This is a genomic window from Nocardioides sp. JCM 18999 (genome assembly GCF_055391175.1).
Window position 1 is genome coordinate 1,828,166 of record NZ_AP043887.1, and the last position, 18,466, is coordinate 1,846,631.

At 70.1% G+C, this 18,466-nt stretch carries 17 protein-coding genes; 9 read left to right on the top strand and 8 right to left on the bottom strand.

Features of this window, described 5'->3' with window-relative positions; translation table 11 throughout:
* Nucleotides 1-172: 172 nt before the first annotated feature.
* Complete coding sequence (locus ACZ5J1_RS08840; RefSeq protein WP_464564461.1) at nucleotides 173-796, top strand: AfsR/SARP family transcriptional regulator; 624 nt, start codon at nucleotides 173-175, stop codon at nucleotides 794-796.
* Between the two features lie 211 nt (nucleotides 797-1,007).
* Nucleotides 1,008-2,894: an AAA family ATPase gene (locus tag ACZ5J1_RS08845; protein ID WP_464564462.1), complete on the top strand. Its 1,887-nt coding sequence runs from the start codon at nucleotides 1,008-1,010 to the stop codon at nucleotides 2,892-2,894.
* Here ACZ5J1_RS08845 and ACZ5J1_RS08850 read toward each other — a convergent pair.
* From ACZ5J1_RS08850 to ACZ5J1_RS08870, 5 genes are all read right to left on the bottom strand, one after another.
* Entirely contained in the window at nucleotides 2,868-3,695 is an 828-nt protein-coding gene (locus tag ACZ5J1_RS08850) for an SCO6745 family protein (RefSeq protein ID WP_464564464.1), read from the bottom strand. The genes ACZ5J1_RS08845 and ACZ5J1_RS08850 overlap by 27 nt on opposite strands.
* Before the next feature lie 16 nt (nucleotides 3,696-3,711).
* A complete protein-coding gene (locus tag ACZ5J1_RS08855; protein ID WP_464564466.1) occupies nucleotides 3,712-4,548 on the bottom strand; it encodes a maleylpyruvate isomerase family mycothiol-dependent enzyme in 837 nt (278 codons plus the stop codon).
* On the bottom strand, nucleotides 4,493-5,137 hold the full coding sequence (locus ACZ5J1_RS08860) for a TetR/AcrR family transcriptional regulator (RefSeq protein ID WP_464564751.1): 645 nt from the start codon (nucleotides 5,135-5,137) through the stop codon (nucleotides 4,493-4,495). Before ACZ5J1_RS08860 ends, ACZ5J1_RS08855 begins: the two co-directional genes overlap by 56 nt.
* An 82-nt stretch (nucleotides 5,138-5,219) precedes the next feature.
* Entirely contained in the window at nucleotides 5,220-6,920 is a 1,701-nt protein-coding gene (locus ACZ5J1_RS08865) for a S8 family serine peptidase (RefSeq protein ID WP_464564468.1), read from the bottom strand.
* A gap of 128 nt (nucleotides 6,921-7,048) precedes the next feature.
* Nucleotides 7,049-7,519 carry a carboxymuconolactone decarboxylase family protein gene (locus ACZ5J1_RS08870; RefSeq protein WP_464564470.1) on the bottom strand — a complete coding sequence of 157 codons (471 nt, stop codon included), beginning with the start codon at nucleotides 7,517-7,519 and terminating at the stop codon, nucleotides 7,049-7,051.
* Between the two features lie 140 nt (nucleotides 7,520-7,659).
* Between ACZ5J1_RS08870 and ACZ5J1_RS08875 the strand changes: the two genes are divergently transcribed.
* Nucleotides 7,660-8,553: a sigma-70 family RNA polymerase sigma factor gene (locus ACZ5J1_RS08875; protein ID WP_464564471.1), complete on the top strand. Its 894-nt coding sequence runs from the start codon at nucleotides 7,660-7,662 to the stop codon at nucleotides 8,551-8,553.
* Here the strand turns inward: ACZ5J1_RS08875 and ACZ5J1_RS08880 are convergent, their stop codons facing one another.
* Together ACZ5J1_RS08880 and ACZ5J1_RS08885 are read right to left on the bottom strand one after the other, a co-directional pair.
* The gene (locus tag ACZ5J1_RS08880; protein ID WP_464564473.1) at nucleotides 8,554-9,024 is read right to left on the bottom strand and encodes a VOC family protein; all 471 of its coding nucleotides are present in this window, start codon (nucleotides 9,022-9,024) and stop codon (nucleotides 8,554-8,556) included.
* Nucleotides 9,021-9,647, bottom strand: a complete 627-nt coding sequence (locus tag ACZ5J1_RS08885) for a flavin reductase family protein (protein WP_464564475.1) — start codon at nucleotides 9,645-9,647, stop codon at nucleotides 9,021-9,023. The genes ACZ5J1_RS08880 and ACZ5J1_RS08885 overlap by 4 nt, the downstream gene beginning before the upstream one ends.
* Before the next feature lie 143 nt (nucleotides 9,648-9,790).
* Between ACZ5J1_RS08885 and ACZ5J1_RS08890 the strand changes: the two genes are divergently transcribed.
* Together ACZ5J1_RS08890 and ACZ5J1_RS08895 are read left to right on the top strand one after the other, a co-directional pair.
* Nucleotides 9,791-10,078: a DUF1540 domain-containing protein gene (locus tag ACZ5J1_RS08890; protein ID WP_464564477.1), complete on the top strand. Its 288-nt coding sequence runs from the start codon at nucleotides 9,791-9,793 to the stop codon at nucleotides 10,076-10,078.
* Nucleotides 10,079-10,115: 37 nt separating this feature from the next.
* Nucleotides 10,116-11,339 carry a DUF7168 domain-containing protein gene (locus ACZ5J1_RS08895; protein WP_464564479.1) on the top strand — a complete coding sequence of 408 codons (1,224 nt, stop codon included), beginning with the start codon at nucleotides 10,116-10,118 and terminating at the stop codon, nucleotides 11,337-11,339.
* A gap of 168 nt (nucleotides 11,340-11,507) precedes the next feature.
* On the opposite strand, the gene ACZ5J1_RS08900 is transcribed toward ACZ5J1_RS08895, so the two are convergent.
* Nucleotides 11,508-11,798 carry a hypothetical protein gene (locus ACZ5J1_RS08900; protein ID WP_464564481.1) on the bottom strand — a complete coding sequence of 97 codons (291 nt, stop codon included), beginning with the start codon at nucleotides 11,796-11,798 and terminating at the stop codon, nucleotides 11,508-11,510.
* A 16-nt stretch (nucleotides 11,799-11,814) separates the two neighbouring features.
* Between ACZ5J1_RS08900 and ACZ5J1_RS08905 the strand changes: the two genes are divergently transcribed.
* From ACZ5J1_RS08905 to ACZ5J1_RS08920, 4 genes are all read left to right on the top strand, one after another.
* Nucleotides 11,815-12,762 carry a hypothetical protein gene (locus tag ACZ5J1_RS08905; RefSeq protein WP_464564482.1) on the top strand — a complete coding sequence of 316 codons (948 nt, stop codon included), beginning with the start codon at nucleotides 11,815-11,817 and terminating at the stop codon, nucleotides 12,760-12,762.
* 69 nt (nucleotides 12,763-12,831) lie between these two features.
* Nucleotides 12,832-13,479 carry a class F sortase gene (locus ACZ5J1_RS08910; RefSeq protein WP_464564484.1) on the top strand — a complete coding sequence of 216 codons (648 nt, stop codon included), beginning with the start codon at nucleotides 12,832-12,834 and terminating at the stop codon, nucleotides 13,477-13,479.
* The gene (locus tag ACZ5J1_RS08915) at nucleotides 13,476-13,982 is read left to right on the top strand and encodes an O-acetyl-ADP-ribose deacetylase (RefSeq protein ID WP_464564486.1); all 507 of its coding nucleotides are present in this window, start codon (nucleotides 13,476-13,478) and stop codon (nucleotides 13,980-13,982) included. Before ACZ5J1_RS08910 ends, ACZ5J1_RS08915 begins: the two co-directional genes overlap by 4 nt.
* A 14-nt stretch (nucleotides 13,983-13,996) precedes the next feature.
* On the top strand, nucleotides 13,997-18,466 hold the full coding sequence (locus ACZ5J1_RS08920; RefSeq protein ID WP_464564488.1) for an ATP-dependent helicase: 4,470 nt from the start codon (nucleotides 13,997-13,999) through the stop codon (nucleotides 18,464-18,466).

Consider the following 18,466-nt stretch of genomic DNA (forward strand, 5'->3'; position numbering starts at 1 on the left):
TTCGCAGCGGTCGACTCCTCGTCATCGTCGACCTTCTCTCGGTCGAGGAACGTGCGCCAAGGAGTGAGTGATGGGCCAGCTCGCAGCCGAACCGACGGATGTGGACGGGCCACTCCCGTCACAACTGGCACTCGGGTTGCTCGGAGATTTCACGGTACGTCGCGGCGCGACCGTGTTGACCCTGCCGTCGTCCACCTGCCGGTTGGTCGTGCTGCTCGGCCTCGAGCGGCGGATCTGGAGTCGCTCGCGGGTCTGCGGAGTGCTCTGGGCCGACCAGGACGAGGCTCGGGCGACCGCCAACCTGCGCACCGTGCTGTGGAGGCTGCGGCAGCTGGCGCCAGAGCTGGTCGAGGCCAACGCGGCAGGGCTCCGGCTCGCACCGGCGGTCACGACCGACGTCGAGACGGTCACCGAGCTGTCTCGGAGCATCGAGGCGGGCGCGGTCGACTTGAGCGGCGTCGACCCGCGGTCGTTCAGCCAGGAGCTCCTGCCGAACTGGCCGGACGAGTTCATCGACCTCTACCGGGAGAGTCACCGCCAGCTCTCCCTGCACGCGCTGGAGTCGCTGGCGATGCGCCTGCTGCGCGACGGACAGCCGGCTCGAGCGCTGCAGGCCGCACTGGCCGCCGTGGTTCAGGCTCCCCTGCGGGAGAGCGCCCACCGGGTCGTGATCGAGGCCCATCTGGCCGAGGGCAACGCCGCCGAGGCATGGCGGCAGCTGGACCTGCTCACCCGGGCCTTGTGGAACGAACTGGGCCTCGTGCCTTCACCGGGGCTACGGGCCTTGTTTCCGTAACCACGGGGGCGTTCCGCGTCACGGTCGGGAACTGATTTCCCACCAGGTGTTGCCCTCCGCCGCCAGGAGTGATCACCTGAGTTAGGTACAACTCACGCGACGGAAGACTGGGGCGATACTTCCTTCGCGAACCTATACACCCCGGGCATGGCTGATGGAGGTGGGCAGGATGGCGAATCAGGTCGAACCGTCACGTTCGTTGCTGGCGGACGTGGGAGTCGGGCGCCTGGTCGCCTCGGAGGCCGACGTCGGTGCCGCCCGCGAACGCCGGAGGCAACATGCCCTCCGCCGGATCGCACTCGTGCTGACGGCACTGCTGGCCTGGCTGTGGTGGCGTGCCCTGAGCGGCAATCCCGTCGACGTCCGGTCCTGGCAGCTGCCCGCGTTCGACCCGTACCTGGTGATGTCGGCGCTGTTCATGCTGATGCTGATCGCGGTCCTGCTCGGGGCGACGGTCGGGGCGGGCCGCTCGCCGCACGTCACGTACAGCCCCGAGCAGATCGACGTCAGCCTCGACGACGTGAAGGGTGTCGACGCCGTCAAGGAGGACGTCGTCCGCTCGCTCAACCTCTTCCTCGCCCACCGCGCGTTCACCGAGGAGATGGGGGGCACGCCGCGGCGCGGGATCCTGTTCGAAGGGCTTCCCGGGACAGGGAAGACCCACATGGCCAAGGCGATGGCCCACGAGGCCGGCGTGCCGTTCCTGTTCGTGTCGGCGACCTCGTTCCAGTCGATGTACTACGGCGCCACGGCCCGGAAGATCCGGTCGTACTTCCGCGCGCTCCGCAAGGCGGCCCGACGGGACGGCGGAGCGATCGGCTTCATCGAGGAGATCGACGCCATCGCGACGACCCGGCAGGGGATGTCCGCCACTCCGGCTCCTGCCGTGCCGTTCGCGTCGCAGGATCTCACCTACACGTCCTGCGGCTGGAACGCGGCGGCGATGGCCCCCACGCTCAGCCCGGCCACGATCATCGACCGGTCGAGCATCAGTGAAGGCACCGGCGGCATCGTCAACGAGCTCCTCATCCAGATGCAATCGTTCAACGAGCCGAGCGGCGGCCAACGCTTCCACGCCTGGCTGGTGGACCAGGTCAACGTGCTGCTCCCGTCCCACCGACAGCTGAGCCGCCCTGAGCCGGCACCGACGAACGTGCTGGTGATCGCGGCGACGAACCGGGCCGACAACCTCGACCCCGCACTGCTCCGCCCCGGCCGCTTCGACCGTCGTCTGACGTTCGACCTGCCCGGTCGGTCGGCCCGCCGTGAGCTGGTCGACCACTTCCTGTCCAGCAAGGCCCACGTCCCCGAGCTTGACGGTGACGACGTCCGGGACCAGCTGGCTGCCGTCACCCAGGGATACACCCCCGTGATGATCGAGCACCTCTTCGACGAGGCTCTGGTCAACGCCCTGCGCCTTGGGGAACGAGCGATGACGATGAAGGACATCGAACGCGCCCGGCTGACCGAGGAGATCGGCCTGGGCCAGCCGGTGCAGTACACCGACCAGGAGCAGACCCTGATCGCCACCCACGAGGCCGGGCACGCCACCACCGCCTGGCTGATCGCGCCCGAGCGCCGGCTGGAGGTCCTGACCATCATCAAGCGCCGCGACGCCCTGGGCCTGCTCGCCCACGGCGACCGGGACGAGGTCTTCACCAGGTCACGCACCGAGATGCTCAACCTGATCCAGATCGCGATGGGCGGCATGGTCGCCGAAGAGCTGTTCATCGATGACGTCTCGACGGGTCCCAGCGGTGACCTGACCACCGCCACCACCGTGGCCGCCCAGATGGTCGGGGTGTGCGGCATGGACGAGAGCCTGGTCTCCTTCCAGGCGGTCCAGGGCGCAGCCCTGTCCGACACCAACATCGTCGGGCGGGTTCTCGGCGACCCGCAGGGCCGGGCGGCGGTGGAGCGCCTGCTGCACGAGCAGAAGCAACGGGTGAGCGAGCTGCTGGGCGCCAACATGCACCTGGTCGCTGCCCTGCGAGATGCGCTGGTGGAGCGCCACGAGCTGATCGGCACCGAGATCACCTCGGTGCTCGAGGTCGCGGCCGCCAACCACGCCTCAGCTCACGGCGGCGATCCGCTCTGAGATCGGCTCGAGGGCGCTGATCAGCTCATCGAGCTCCTCAGCCGTCAGTCCCTCGTACGGCGCCGCCGCCAGGGCATCGGTCACGGACTCGATCTCCGTCTTCGTCGCCCGCCCGGCCTCAGTGAAGTGACCTGCCTGGTCGATGAGGCCTCGGCGGCGCAGTCCGTCCATCACCTCGGCCAGCCGCTCCTGCGGCAGGTGGTGGATGCGCCCGAACGTCTCGACCGGGTAGATGCCCATGTCGAGGGCGCAGAGGACGTGGGACTCGAGCCCACCGATCCCGGCCGCCATGAGAGCGGCGATGTGTCCGTCCCCGCGATGCTCGCGAAGCAGGTTGGCCGCGTGCCACAGCCGCGCCACGGGCTCCTCCGGCATCGGCAGCGCACGCAGGCCCGCGTACATCACCCGGCCGTCCGTCGGCGCGCTCACGCTCGCCCGGGCCAGCAGCTCTGCGGCTCGCGCCAGTTCAGGACTCTCGGTCCGTTCGGCCAGGATCCGGCGCAGCGCGGCCACACATCCCCGCACCCGCGCGGCATGCGCGGCCGCGGGGGTCGTCCGTTTCCAGACCCGAGGGATGTGCCGGGCGACCTCGCCGTCGGCGAAGTTGTAGAACGCCGCGTGCACCACCTCGGCCGGAACGATGCCCAGCGGCGCGGACCGCCCGGCGAAGTACCCGTCCCAGTAACCCCGAAGGCCCAACGAGGCCATGGCCTCGTTGGGCTCGTCGGCAGAGAAGTTGACCGCGGCGATGGGCTCGGTCAGCTCGAACATCCTGCGCGGGATCGATGGCGGGTGCAGCATGGTGTTGCTCCACCCGTCAGAACGGAACGAAGGTCGTCATCAGCCCCGCGCCGGGCTCGCGTCCGGAGAGGATCCGGCAGAAGTGTTCGGCGTCGAGAGTGATCGTCTCGGTGGGCTCCCCTGACGACCAGTGGCCGCCGACGGGCCCGGTCAGGACGAGTTCAAAGGGCTGCCCGTGCCGGCGGGCCCATTCCGCAACCACATCGGCGATGATGACGCCGTCGTGCTCGCGGGTGAGCTTCATGGGCCGGCCCAACGCCTGGGCGATATCGCTGCGGTGCATCCACGGATCCCGAGTCAGGATCGTGTCGATCAGGAACCCGACCTTCCAGCGCTCCGGACTCGTGCCGTCCGGTCCGGAATCGGTGATCGTCATGCCCCGCATGAACGCCGGGCGACGCCTCCGCCCGGCGACCGCTCTGGGCCCGGTGCGCTGGACGGCCAGGAGCAGATCCGTGACGCTCAGCTGCTCGTGCTTGCGCACCTGGTAACCGGTGAGCTCGTCGATCTGAGGCGTCCCTGACCGTTTCGAGGCCCGACTGGCGTGAGCCAGTTGGCGCGTCATCTCAGGAAGCGACGCGGCCAGCTCGGCCATCCCGAGGGTGTGGCCAGCCATGTCCCGGATCGTCCAACCGGGACAGCTGGTGGGCGATTGCCATTCCGTCGGAGCCAGGCCGGAAAGCGTGTCGGCGAACCGGGAGTACTCCTCGGCCGCGAGTGTCATCGCGGTCTCGTGGTCGAACTGGGTGTCATGGACGAAGGCTGGGTCTGCGATCTGCGTGGGCATCACGGTCTCCTCAGAGTCCGAAGTGGTCGGCGAGCATGCCGAGAGCGCGGTCGAGCTGGCGCGCATAGCGATCACCGCCAGGGTCGTTGGCCAACTGTGCGTCGACAAGGCCACCGACGACGGCGGAGTACAGGTCGAGGTCCGCTTCGGCGGCGACCCCGATCATGGCAAGGCGGGTCCGACCCAGCTCCCAGACGGCCTGCGAAGGCTCGTACGCCTCGGGACTGGGGCGGAAGTCGGCGCTGATCCGTGCGTTCATCAACTGGTTGCGGGCCTGGTCGGCGACGGCGTAGTCGAAGTAGGCGCGACCCACGACGGTCAACGCCGCACGTGGGTCATCGGGGAGGCTTTCGACCGCAGCCTGGAGGGCCTCCAGGCATCCCTGCCAGGCCTGACCGAACATCGCGTCGTAGATGGCGTTCTTGGATGCGAAGTGTGAGTAGAGCGACGGCGGACGCATGCCGACCCTGTCGGCCACGTCCTTGAGAGTGATGGCAGCGACGCCCTTCTCTCGGGCGACCTCCCATGCCGCGTCGAGAATCTCCTGACGAGTTGCCGAACGTCGTTCGGCTGCCCTATCGCGATTCGGCTCGACTAACACAATTAGGAGCGTGCGCCGCGGCGGTCCCGATGTCAAGGGTTCGGGGGGGAACATCAAAGGGAGCCAGCCCGCCACCCACACGTTGGTGGGTGGCAGGCTGGCTCGCTGCGTCGCCAGGGCTACGAACTGCGCGCCGCTACTTCACCACCTTCAGCGCGTTCACGACACCGGCTCCGTAGAAGCCGTTGAACACGGTCGGCCCGACACACTTCGCGGTGAAGTCGTCCGGCCGTCCTTCCTGGACGTAGGACTGCACTCCCCCGGCCGGGCAGGCGTGACTGCTGGCCGTGGCCATCAGCAGGGCCTTGGTGGCGATCGGGTTGAGCCCGAACTCACCGCGCTTGAACGAGCCGAACCGGGCGACCACCAGGGCTGCGACACCGGCCGCGTGCGGGCTGGCCATCGAGGTGCCCTGCAGGAACTCGTAGTACCCGCACGCATCCGCGCCTGGAATCGGCTTCGCCGGGCAGGCCTTCTGGACCCCGACGGCCACACCGTCGTCGGTGATGTTGCCGTCCGCGTCGACGTACCCCTCCTCCTGCGCCACGTGCATCGGGTAGGTGGACAGGATCAGGTTCTCGTTGGTGCGGTACGACGGCGTTCCGAATCCGTCGCGGAACCAGCCGCCGGGCGCGGAGACCTCGACCTCGCCGGAGCGGAGGTCGGTGGTGTAGTTGGAGAAGTCAGCCTTCTTGCCGGACGGCCCGAGCGCGTTCACGCCGATGACGTGCGGCCCTTCGACCGGCAGGTCGAAGCAGGTCGCGTTGTTGATCGTCCGTGCGTGCGGGTCGGCTCCGTAGTCGGGACTGGTGAGGTCGGTCCCCGGGTTGGCCAGGTCGGTGTGGTCGTTGCCGCTCGCCGCCACCAGCGTGACGCCCTTGTCGTGGGCGAAGTTCAGCGCCCGGTTCATCGCCTCGATGATGGTCGCCTGGTCCTGAGCCTCGGCCGGGCTGTCCTCCGGGGCGCCCGACTTGCAGTTGTAGAGCCAGGGGTCGACGTAGAAGCTCATGTTGACCACGTCGATCCCGGTCCGACCCGCGTAGGTCAGCGCGTCCAACGTCGGCTGGAGGAAGAAGTACCCGCTGTCCTGGCCGGCCTTGAGCTCGACCAGGTCCGACTTCGGCGCGACCCCGCTGAGGCCGAACCCGTTCAGCCCAGCAGCGATCGTGCCGGCGACGTGGGTCCCGTGACCACCGTCGTCCTCGCCGACGGGATCGAGACAGCTCGCCACCTCGCACGGCCCGTCGATCGCCTCGATGTCCGGCGCGAAGTTGCGCGAGAGCGCGTAGTCGAAGTTGGCGTGCAGGTCCGGGTGGGAGGCCTGGACGCCGGTGTCGATCACGCCGACCTTCACGTTCTTCGACCCCAGGTTGTACTTGTGCGCCTGGTCGGCCTTGATCATCTGCATGCCCCAGAGCTGGTTGTCCAGCGGGTCCGCGGTGACGGTCGCGGTGGCCTTGGCGCGGAGCTGGCCTGCCCGAGCGGCGTTGCGCGCCTCGTTCTCGGCGGGGTTGGGGCGCTGGTCGGGCTGCTGCCCGATCACCTGGTCCGTCGCGACGCCGGCGACGCCGGCGAGCTTCGTGGTGGCGCTGCGGAAGTCGGCGGCGCTGGAGGTGACGGCGACCATCCCGATGTCCTGGTTGACCGAGGTGACCGTGCCGCCGGCGGCGGTGAGCCGACGCGCCAGGGCGTCGGCCGAGGTCCCGGCGCCGGTCAGCACGACGTAGTTGGTGCTCTCCCCGCCAGACTCTGCGGCACTCGCGGATCCGGACGACATCACGGCCGATCCCGTGAGCGAGGCCGCGAGCAGGAGGGCGGCCGACGAAACGGCCGCCACTGAATGAGTTCTGCGCATCGAGTTGTCCTCCCTTGCGGTGGCGGCCCCGATGCCGCCACCTCCGCCCTCGAACCTAGGGCGGTCGTGATGCGCCGCGCCACCCCCAAGATGGGGGGCGCTCGCGGCGCTCACCGGGTCCAGAACGGCTGCTCCACGTCCTCGCGCACCGCGATGTTGATCCGGTTGAACAGGTTGTGGGTGGCGATCGTCAGGATCAGCGCCGCGACCTGCTGCTCGTCGTAGTGCTTGGTGACCTCACGCCAGAGCTCGTCGTTCACGGGGTCGTCGGCGCCGGCCAGCTTGGTCAGCGCGTCCGCCAGCGAGAGCGCCGCCTTCTCCGCCTCGTCGAAGTACGGCGACTCGCGGAACGCGGCCAGCCCGACCATCTGCGACGGGGTCAGTCCCGCCGCCGGCCCGGTGACCAAGTGGCCCTGGATGCAGGCGCCGCACCCGTTGAGCTGGCTGATCCGCAGCGCGACCAGCTCGATGGTGGACGCCGGCAGGCCGCCCGACGCGCTGGCGGCCAGCAGGTTGCCGATGCCCTTGTAGGCCTGCGGGATGATCGTGGCCGGGTTGGCCATCCGGGGCGTGGTGTTCATGTCTGACTCCTCAGCTCGGTGTTTCTCGGTGGTGGTGCCATCTCTGACCCGCGAGCCGTCCCGGTTGTGACAGGTTGGGCGAAGAGAATTTCGATCTGCTCTGCTGTCACATCAGGGGCCTCTCACGGGTCAGGGGAGACATGAACGACGACGACTGGCTGGCCACACGCTTCGAGGAGCACCGGCGGCACATCTTCGGGGTGGCCTATCGGATGCTCGGATCGACCGCCCAGGCCGAGGACGCCGTGCAGGAGACCTGGCTCCGGTTGAGCGGCAGCAAGGACGCCGAGTCCGACTCGATCGACAACCTCGGCGGCTGGCTCACGACCGTCGTCTCCCGGATCTCGCTCAACGTCCTGCGCTCCCGCGCGGCGCATCGCGAGGACTCGCTCGAGGAGCGGCTCGAGCGGCTGCCGGAACCGATCGTGACGCTCGAGGGTGCGGCCACCGACCCGGTCGACCAGGCCCTGCTCGCCGACTCCGTCAGCATCGCCCTGCTCGTCGTCCTCGACCAGCTCACCCCCGCGGAGAGGCTGGCGTTCGTGCTGCACGACCTCTTCGCGGTCCCCTTCGACGAGTTCGCGCCCATCGTGGCGAAGTCACCCGACGCCACCCGCCAGCTGGCCAGTCGGGCGCGCCGCCGGGTGCAAGGACGAGCACCGGTTCCGGAGCCCGACCTGGCGCGTCAGCGTGCGGTGGTCGATGCCTTCTTCGCTGCGGCCCACCACGGCGACCTGGAACGACTCGTCAGCGTGCTCGATCCCGATGTCGTGCTCCGCGCCGATCTCGGCTCGGGAATCACCACCTACCGCGGAGCCGACAAGGTCGCAGGCAACGCCGTCATGTACGCGCACCCCGACCGGATCGTGCACCCGGCGATCGTCAACGGCGCCGCGGGCGTGGTGATCACGCTGCACGGAGCGGTCTTCAGCGTGATGGCGTTCACCGTGGTCGACGACCAGGTGGTCGAGGTCGAGGCGTACGCCGACCCCGCGTTCACCGCCCGGCTCGACGTGGAGCTCGAGCTGGAGTGATCAGAGCACCTGCTCGCCGTACATCTCCCCCAACGGGTCGGCGATCAGCTCGATCCGAGCACCGTCGGGGTCGGTGAAGTAGACCGAGACCTCGCTGTGCACGACGTGCTCGACACCGGCGGCCTCGAGCTTGCCGACCAGGCGGTCCCAGTGCTTCGGGTCGACCGAGATCGCGCAGTGGTGCAGGCCGCCGAGGACCTCCTGGTAGGCGCCGAGATCGAGGCCCGGGAAGTCGAAGAAGGCGAGCAGGTTGCCGTTGCCGATGTCGAAGAAGAAGTGCGACGACCCCGGATAGTCGCGGTTCTCGATCAGCTCGGTCAGCGGGAACTCGAGCAGGCCCTGGTAGAAGCGGATCGTCGCTTCCACGTCGCTGCTGATCAGCGCGGTGTGGTGCAGCCCGCGAGCCGACGACGCCGGCCGGCTGTCGGGCGCATGAAGGTAGGTCGCACGCAGCCGTTCACGTTCACTCATCGCCGGAACCTCTCGTTGTTCTGGAGCACGTCGGACGGGTCGCCCGGGCGCTCGAGCTCGAAGGTGTCCGGCGGCCACCCCCACTCGCTGCCACCGAGCCTGGACAGCGGCTGCAGGCGCTCGAACACCGGATGCTGACCCTCCAGTGCCGACTCCTCGACGGTGCACGCGACGACGTCACCGAGCACCAGCGTCGACTCGCCGAGGTCGACCGTGGAGTGCAGCCGGCACTCGATCGACGCCGGGGATCCGGCCACCCGGGCGGGCCGGACGAACTCGCTGGGCTCCATCGCGATCCCGAGCGACCGGGCCTCGTCGACGCCGAGCTCGAAACGGGCGCTGGTGGCGTTGATCTCGTTCAGGTTGGCCCGGCTCGCCAGGTTGATCACGAACTCGCCGGTCGCGAGCACGTTGCGCAACGTGTCCTTCGTCCCGACCGAGGTGAACTGGACGATCGGCGGGTGCGCGCTGGCCACCGTGAAGAACGAGTGCGGCGCCAGGTTGCCGACACCGTCGGCATCGACCGAGGAGACCCAGGCGATCGGCCGCGGCACCACGAGCGCTGTCAACAGCTTGTACGGGTTCACATCCGGGTCGTCGGACCGGAAGACAGATCGCGTCACGCACCATTCCTACTCCGGCCGGGTCGACATCGGTAGCGGCGCACCGAGCACAGCCTTACCTTCCTAGACACTCCGGCGGAGCAGGCGCATCGTGGGAGAGCACCGAACTTCTCGACGATCCCCCTGTTCTTGGAGCGTGTGACATGACGATGACGGCCCTTCCGATGGTCAACATGTGCAGCGCCGAAGGCTGCTCCTACAACCACGACCACGACTGCCACGCCGGCGCCATCACCGTGATGGAGGACACCGCAGCATGCGGCACCTTCTACTCCGCTGACGCCAAGGGCGGGGTCGAGAAGACCGGCATGGTCGGTGCGTGCCATCGCGCCGACTGCACCCACAACGTCGACCTCGAGTGCAGCGCCGACCGGGTCGACGTCGGGATGAACGGCGACACCGCCGACTGCCTCACCTTCGCCGCACGCTGACTCACCTCCTGTCGGCGGCGGCTGGCATGCTCGCCGTGTGAGTCGATCGCAGACCGGGCCGTCCCAGACCGAGGCCGTCTACGCCGCCGAGGACGCGTGGATCGCGGCCTGGGCCGCTGACCCGTCCTGCGAGTCGGCGAACCTGCGCTTCGGCACCTGGCAGGACGCGGTGCCGTTCGTCGACGCCGTGATGGCCCGGGTGAACGCCGCCCGCACCGCCGCGGGCGAGGCACCCCTGAGCACCCCGCGCGTGCGCGCCCGCAAGGGAGCGCTGCGAGCGGAGTACGACGCCGCCACCCGGACGATCGCGTTGCCGACCTTCGAGGCGGGCGGCGTGTGGGCGCTCAACCTGGCCACGGTGCTGCACGAGCTCGCCCACCACCTCTCCCCCGACGCCGGGCACGGCACCACCTTCCGTACGACGTTCGTCGAGCTGCTCGAGACCCTCGGCTGGCAGCGGGTGGCCGACCTCCTGCGCTCCGCGTTCGACCGGATCGAGGAGGGCCGTGCGAGCGAGTCGCTGCTGGACAAGATCAGCAAGCTGCTCGCCCACGCGGAGAAGGCCGGCACGACGGCCGAGCGCGACACCTACCTCGCCAAGGCCGAGACCCTCGCCACCGAGCACAGCATCGACCTGGCGCGTGCCCGGGCCAGCCGCACCGATCGCAGCACCGCCACGCCGACGGCCCGGGAGATCGACCTGCGCCTGGCTGGGGGCTCCCGACTCCGTAACCTGCTGGTCGCGTTGGCGTTCTCGATCTCCCACGGGCAGGGCGTGCAGGCGACCGTGCGCGGCAACTTCCTGGTCACGTTCTACGGCTTCGCCGAGGACCTCGACGTCGCCGACGCGCTCTTCGCCCACCTGGCACCGATGATGATGCGCGACTCCGACACGTACCTCGCCTCGCCGCAGCACAAGCGCTCCGGGTCGCACGGTGCCAGTGCCCGCATCGCCTACTGCCGCTCGTGGGCCGACGAGGTCGGACGCCGGCTGAGCGAAGCCCGCGAGGCGGCGCAGGAAGCGGCCGTCGCGGCCGAGCTCCCGGGGGCCGACGTGACCGTCAGCGTGAGCACCGCCGTCGCCCTCCGTGAGAAGCAGCTGCAGCTCGACGACTACGTCGCTTACGAGTTCAAGCAGCGCGGCGTCCGCGGCACCTGGACGGGGCCGCAGACCTCCGACTGGTCCGCGCCCGCCGCCAACGCCGGCAAACGGGACGGCTCCCGTGCTTCTCTCTCGGACCGCCGGGCCCTGCCTGCCTGAGGACCGTTCTCAAACCCACCAGTCTCGGGAGTTACCGAACTTGAGGGATGTCTGAGTTCCTGGCCCTCACCAGACTGCTAAGGGTTCAAGGTCAGGTTCAACTCGCCGTCCAAACCCGGATCGCGTGCTCGTCCAGGGTCCTCGCGGCGTACCTGCGTCTGCGATCCCTCAACCCTTCTCCAGCGGCGTCCGCCGCTTCTTCGCTGTCTCATCTGTCCCACGGGGGGCCACCATGGCAATGTCACCGCACAACCAGCTCAGCCGCATCGTCCGGCGCATCGCCGCCGTCGCCGGCGCTTTCGGGCTGATTCTGATCACCACCGGTGTCGCGCTGGTCTCTGTGGGCAGTGGTCCTGCGAATGCCGACCCCTCGAGCAGGGTCGCGCCCCAGGCCGCGGTCAAACCGATGCTCGCGTCACCATCGGCCTCGACCTCGCCATCGTCGACGCCGTCGACCACGCCTCCGAAGGAGCCGGTGGAGCTGGACGTCGACGCGTTCGTGACGCCGCCGACCTGTGACGAGCCGGGAACACTCGTCCTGGGTGAGCCCGCCGGATTCTCGGTCACCGTCTCCCCGACGTACGACGGCCCCGGCACGTACCAGATCACCGCGACGCTGGACGACGACGAGCGGAACACGTTCCCGGACGGAACGACCGCACCGAAGACCTTCTCGGTCACCGTCGAGGACGCCCTGGGCTACCAGTCGGAGGACCCGTACGCGCCCTGCTACAAGGGCCAGACGCCGACCCCGACTCCCACCCCGACCCCGACTCCTACGCCCACTCCCACCCCGACCCCGTCGGAGGAGCCGGTGCAGAGCGGTGTCGTCGGAGAGTGCACCGGATCGGTGCCGTTCCTGAGCTACTCGGTCGACGCGCAGGGCTTCCCCGCCGACTCGACCGTCGACATCACCTTCGTGAACCCCAACGGTGAGGACGCGACGTACCCGAACCAGCCGTTGACCGGCAAGCTGCTCTGGCCGGGAGCCAGCGACACCGAGCCGCTGATGTGGCCGGGCTGGGACCTGCTGGCTGACGGCACCTACGTCGAGGTGGGCCAGGACAACTTCGGCTGGACCCGACCGAACGTCGAGATTCGCTTCACGGTCCACGGAGCCCCCGCCGGCCGAGTGACCCTGACCCAGGAGGCGCCCGAGGCAACCGTCGCGGTGGCCTACCCGCCCGCGTCCTCCAAGTGCGCCAACCCGCAGAACCGCGGGACGACGCCGCTCACTGACGAGGGCGAGGACGACGACAACGGAGCCGTGCCCACCGCCGTCAACGCCGGCCTGGCAGGCGACACGTCGGTGGCCGGGTCGCAGCAGCTCGGCGGACTCCTGCTCGGCACCGGGTTGGCCCTCACCGCCCTCTCGATCATCGTCCTCGTTGCAGGACGACCGCGAGGCACTCACCAGTTCTGACCGTCAGCCCCTGAGGTCTTCGGACCTCAGGGGCCGACGGCAGCCAGTCGTCTGTATGGGAGTGCGTGGATGAAGGATGCGGGGCGCGGCACCCGGGTCGCACTCCTCGTGGCAGCCGGCGCGATGCTCGTCGGCGCCGGCCTCTGCTTCACAGCCTTGGACGACCCGGTCGCCGAGACTCGCGTCCTGCCGACCCAGACGCGTTCGCTCGATCCCGCCCCCATCGTCCCGGCCCCCACGCTGTCGCTCGCTCCGCCACCTCCACCGACAGCCCTACCCGCGCGAGGGGTGCCGACGCGCGTGGCGGTGCAGCGACTCGGGATCAATGTTCCGGTGCTGCCCATCGCTCCCGTGGGTGGGGCGCTGACGCCGCCAGGCAATCCACGGGAACTCGGTTGGTACAAGCTCGGCGCCCTCGCCGGGTCGGCCCGCGGCAGCACGGTGATCACGGGGCACACCGTGCACACGGGAGGCGGAGCCCTCGACGAGCTGGACGACCTGAAGCTGGGCGACACCATCCGCGTCCGCACGGACGCGGGCAGCATCAGCTATCGCGTCTCCGACGTCGGCATCCTCAGCAAGAAGGACTTCGCCCGTCGGGCGGAAGAGGTGTTCAACACGAAGGTCCCTGGCCGTCTGGTCCTGATTACCTGCACCGACTGGGACGGGCAGGAGTACCTCAGCAACACCGTCGTCTACGCCGCCCCGGTCGCATGAAGATCACCGTCGTCCAGGGCGACATCACGGCCCAGGAGGTCGATGCCGTCGTGAACGCCGCGAACCGCACGATGCGAGGCGGCGGTGGCGTCGACGGGGCGATCCACCGCGCCGGAGGACCGACGGTCCTCGCCGACTGCATCCAGCGCTTCCCCGACGGACTGGTCACGGGCGACGCCGGCTGGACCACCGCAGGGAACCTCCCCGCAACGTGGGTGATCCATGTGGTCGGCCCCAACCACACGGCCGGCGAGACCGACCGCACCCTGCTCACCTCGTGCTACCGGCGGGCGCTCGCGGTCGCCGACGAGCTCGGAGCACGGACGGTCGCCTTCCCCCTGATCAGCGCCGGGGTCTACGGGTGGCCGAAGGACGACGCGGTCGCCGCGGCCGTCGACACCTTGGCCTCGACGCCGACCTCGGTCGCGGAGGCGCGGATGGTCGCGTTCGACCGGGTGACCTACGAGGCGATCAGAGCTCACCTGGATCCGTCGGTGCCGTAGGCAAGGATGGGGTCGTGCCTCTCGACCGGTTCAGCGCGCCCACCCGAGCGTGGTTCGAGGCTGCCTTCGAAGCACCCACGCCCGCGCAGGTCGGTGCGTGGGAGGCGATCGGCCATGGACGTCACGCCCTCGTCGTAGCGCCGACCGGCTCGGGCAAGACGCTCTCGGCGTTCCTCTGGGCGCTCGACCGGCTGCTCACCACCCCCACACCCGCGAAGGAACAGCGCACCCGTGTGCTCTACCTCAGCCCGCTCAAGGCACTGGGCACCGACGTGGAGCGCAACCTGCGCTCGCCCCTGGCAGGGATCCGACGCACCGCCGAACGGCTCGGAGACAGCGTCAGCGAGGTCACCGTCGGGATCCGATCCGGGGACACGGCGGCGAACGATCGCCGCAAGCTGATCTCCACCCCGCCGGACATCCTGATCACCACGCCCGAGTCGCTCTTCCTGATGCTGACCGGCCAGGCCCGCGAGACCCTGCGGTACGTCGAGACGGTCATCGTCGACGAGATCCACGCCGTCGCCGGGACCAAGCGCGGCGCCCACCTGGCCCTCACCTTGGAGCGCCTCGACGCGCTCCTCGCGAAGCCGGCCCAACGGATCGGCCTCTCAGCCACGGTCCGACCGCTCGACGAGGTCGCTCGCTTCCTCGGCGGTGCCGCGCCCGTCGAGATCGTCTCCCCTCCCGCCACCAAGTCGTGGGACCTCAAGGTCGTCGTGCCGGTCGAGCAGATGAACGCGCCGGCCGACGACGCCGAGTACGACGCGAGCGACCCGAACCGCTCGAGCTCGATCTGGCCGCACGTCGAGGAGCAGGTCGCCGCCCTCATCACCGAGCACCGGTCGACGATCGTCTTCGCCAACTCCCGCCGGCTCGCCGAACGCCTCACCTCACGACTCAACGAGATCGCCTCCGAGCACGAGTACGACGGCAGCATCCCTGCCCAGGTCCTGGCCGAATCCGGAGTCGCCCACGGGGCGCTGCCCGTCATCGCGCGCGCCCACCACGGGTCGGTGTCCAAGGAGGAACGCGCCCAGATCGAGGACGACCTGAAGTCCGGCCGCCTCCCCGCCGTGGTCGCGACCAGCAGCCTCGAGCTCGGCATCGACATGGGTGCGGTCGATCTCGTCATTCAGATCGAGGCGCCGCCCTCGATCGCGTCGGCGCTCCAACGGATCGGGCGCGCCGGGCACCAGGTCGGCGAGACCTCCCACGGCGTCCTCTTCCCCAAGCACCGCGGCGACCTGATCCCGACCGCCGTCACCGTCCAGCGCATGCGTGAGGGCGCGATCGAGTCGCTCAGCGTCCCGGCCAACCCCCTCGACGTGCTCGCCCAGCAGATCGTCGCGATGACGGCTCTCGACGACTGGGACGTGGACGAGCTGTTCCGCGCGATCACGCGGGCGGCGCCGTACGCCGGGCTTCCGCGCTCCGCGTTCGACGCGACCCTCGACCTGCTCTCCGGGCGGTACCCGAGCGAGGAGTTCGCCGAGCTGCGCCCGCGCGTGGTGTGGGACCGCGCCACCAACACCCTGGTCGGTCGCCCCGGATCCCAACGGCTCGCGGTCACCAGCGGCGGCACCATCCCCGACCGCGGACTGTTCGCGGTCTACCTCGCGGGGGAAGGGCGCGGACGGAGGGTCGGTGAGCTCGACGAGGAGATGGTCTACGAGTCCCGGGTCGGCGACGTCTTCTCGCTCGGCGCCACCAGCTGGCGGATCCAGGAGATCACCCACGACCGCGTCCTCGTCACGCCGGCGCCGGGCGTGCCGGGGCGGCTGCCGTTCTGGAAGGGCGACACCCTCGGGCGCCCCGTCGAGCTGGGTGAGGCGATCGGCTCCTACTCCCGTTCGCTCGCGACCCTCCCGGCTGCGACGGCGATCGGGAAGGCCCGCGAGGACGGGCTCGATGAGTACGCCGCGACCAACCTCGTCGCCTACCTCGCCGAGCAGGCCGAGGCGACGCGGGTGGTGCCGAGCGACACCACGATCCTGCTGGAGCGGTTCCGCGACGAGCTCGGCGACTGGCGGCTCGTGCTGCACTCGCCCTACGGCACACCGGTGCACGAGCCGTGGGCGCTGGCGATCGAGGCCCGGCTGCGCGAGCGGTACGGTCTCGGCGCCGGCGGAGGCCTGGCCGTCGCCTCCGACGACGGCATCGTGATCCGGATCCCCGACACCGAGACCGACGAGCCGCCCGGCGCCGAGCTGGTGCTCTTCGAGCCTGACGAGATCGAGGGCATCGTGACCGACGAGGTCACCGGCTCGGCGCTGTTCGCCTCCCGCTTCCGCGAGTGCGCCGCCCGCGCGCTGCTGCTGCCGCGACGTGACCCCGGCCGGCGCAGCCCGCTGTGGCAGCAGCGTCAACGCTCGGCCTCCCTGTTGGCCGTGGCGAGCAAGTACCCGACCTTCCCGATCGTGCTCGAGGCCGTGCGCGAGTGTTTGCGCGACGTCTACGACCTGCCTGCTCTCGTGCAGCTGCTCGCCCGGGTGCAGCGTCGCGAGATCACGCTGACCGAGGTCGCCACCACCGCACCGTCGCCCTACGCGCGGGCCCTGCTCTTCCGGTACGTCGGCCAGTTCATGTACGAGGGCGACGCACCCGTGGCCGAACGTCGGGCCGCGGCGCTCACCCTCGACCAGGGCCTTCTCGCCGAGCTGCTCGGCCGCGCCGAGCTGCGCGAGCTGCTCGACCCCACCGTGCTCTCGGATCTGGAGCAGGAGCTGCAACGGCTCGCCCCCGAACGACAGGCACGCAACGCCGAGCAGCTCGTCGACATGATCCGGCTGATCGGACCCCTGTCGACGCTCGAGGTCGAGGAGCGGACCGACGGCGATCCCGCACCGTGGCTCACGTCGCTGGTGGAGACCCGACGCATCGTGGAGGTCCGGGTCGCCGGTGAACCCCGCTGGGCGGTGGTCGAGGACGTCGGCCGCCTCCGTGACGCCCTCGGCACCCCGGTCCCGTCGGGCACTCCGGCCGTTTTCCTCGAAGCCGTCGACGATCCGTTCGGCGACCTGGTGGCGCGCTACGCCCGTTGCCACGGCCCCTTCACCGCCGACGAGGTCGCGACCCGGCTCGGTGTCGGAATCGCCGTGGCACGCCACACGCTGACCCGCCTGGCCGCGAGCGGGCGTCTGCTCGAGGGCGAGTTCCGGCCCGCCGGGACCGCGACGGAGTGGTGCGATGCCGAGGTGCTGCGGACGTTGCGGCGACGCTCGCTCACCCTGCTGCGGCACGAGGTCGAGCCGGTCGAACCGGCGGCGCTGGGCCGGTTCCTGCCGGCCTGGCAGAACGTCGGCGGCCGGCTCCGGGGCGTCGACGGCGTCCTTGCCGCGATCGAACAGCTCGCCGGCTGCCCGCTGCCGGCCAGTGCGATCGAGTCCTTGGTGCTGCCGAGCCGCGTCAGCGACTACCTGCCGTCGTACCTCGATGAGCTCACCACCGCCGGCGAGGTGCTGTGGGCGGGGCACGGTGCACTGGGTTCCGGGGACGGCTGGGTGTCGCTCCACCTCGCCGACACCGCTGCCCTGACGTTGCCGGTGCCAACGCCGGTGGAGACCGATCTCGCTCAGGGGATCCTCGATGCGCTCGCGCCGGGTGGGGCGTGGTTCTTCCGCAACCTCGCCGAGACGCTGAGCCACCCCGAGGACCACGCCCTGGCCGATGCGCTGTGGGAGCTGGTCTGGGCCGGCCACGTCGGCAACGACAGCCTCGCGCCGCTCCGCGCACTGAGCTCGACCGGACGCACGACCCACAAGGCACCGCGGACTCCCCCGCGTGCCCGCACCCTGGGTCGTCGCGCGCGGCCGAGTCCGCGGTTCGGCCTGCCGCAGGCGGCCGGCCGGTGGTCGTTGCTGCCGTCGCTCGACACCGATCCGACTCGACGGGCACACGACCTCGCCGACCAGCTGCTGGAGCGTCACGGCATCGTCACCCGCGGCGCCGTCGCCGCGGAGAATGCCCCCGGCGGTTTCGCGAACGTTTACAAGGTGCTGACCGCGTTCGAGGACTCCGGTCGCTGCCGCCGCGGGTACTTCATCGAGGGGCTCGGTGCCGCCCAGTTCGCCCTGCCGGGTGCGGTCGACCGGCTCCGCGCCACCAGCGAGACGGGCGCCGTGGCGCTCGCCGCGACCGACCCCGCCAACCCGTACGGTGCCGCCCTGCCCTGGCCCGCCCAGTCCGAGGGTCATCGCCCGGGCCGCAAGGCCGGCGCGATCGTCATCCTGGTCGACGGCGACCTCGCGCTCTACGTGGAGAAGGGCGGCCGCACGCTGCTCTCCTGGGCCACCGACCCGGACGTGCTGAAGGTCGCGACCACCGAGCTCGCGACGCTTGCGCGACGGGGAGCCCTTGGTCGCGTCACTCTCGAGAAGGCCGACGGCGAGCCCCTCCTCGGCGCCAAGACCCCGCTGCGAGAAGCCCTCGAAGGGGCTGGGTTCGCCACGATGCCGCGCGGCCTGAGGCTGCGCGATGGGTGA

What these genes read in the sequence shown, in the direction of transcription:
- ACZ5J1_RS08850 (WP_464564464.1), bottom strand. Translation starts at nt 3,695, where the DNA reads ATGCTGCACCCGCCATCGATCCCGCGCAGGATGTTCGAGCTGACCGAG.
- ACZ5J1_RS08855 (WP_464564466.1), bottom strand. Translation starts at nt 4,548, where the DNA reads ATGCGCGCCAGCTCGACCGCGCTCTCGGCATGCTCGCCGACCACTTCG.
- ACZ5J1_RS08860 (WP_464564751.1), bottom strand. Translation starts at nt 5,137, where the DNA reads ATGTTCCCCCCCGAACCCTTGACATCGGGACCGCCGCGGCGCACGCTC.
- ACZ5J1_RS08870 (WP_464564470.1), bottom strand. Translation starts at nt 7,519, where the DNA reads ATGAACACCACGCCCCGGATGGCCAACCCGGCCACGATCATCCCGCAG.
- ACZ5J1_RS08875 (WP_464564471.1), top strand. Translation starts at nt 7,660, where the DNA reads ATGAACGACGACGACTGGCTGGCCACACGCTTCGAGGAGCACCGGCGG.
- ACZ5J1_RS08880 (WP_464564473.1), bottom strand. Translation starts at nt 9,024, where the DNA reads ATGAGTGAACGTGAACGGCTGCGTGCGACCTACCTTCATGCGCCCGAC.
- ACZ5J1_RS08890 (WP_464564477.1), top strand. Translation starts at nt 9,791, where the DNA reads ATGACGATGACGGCCCTTCCGATGGTCAACATGTGCAGCGCCGAAGGC.
- ACZ5J1_RS08910 (WP_464564484.1), top strand. Translation starts at nt 12,832, where the DNA reads ATGAAGGATGCGGGGCGCGGCACCCGGGTCGCACTCCTCGTGGCAGCC.
- ACZ5J1_RS08915 (WP_464564486.1), top strand. Translation starts at nt 13,476, where the DNA reads ATGAAGATCACCGTCGTCCAGGGCGACATCACGGCCCAGGAGGTCGAT.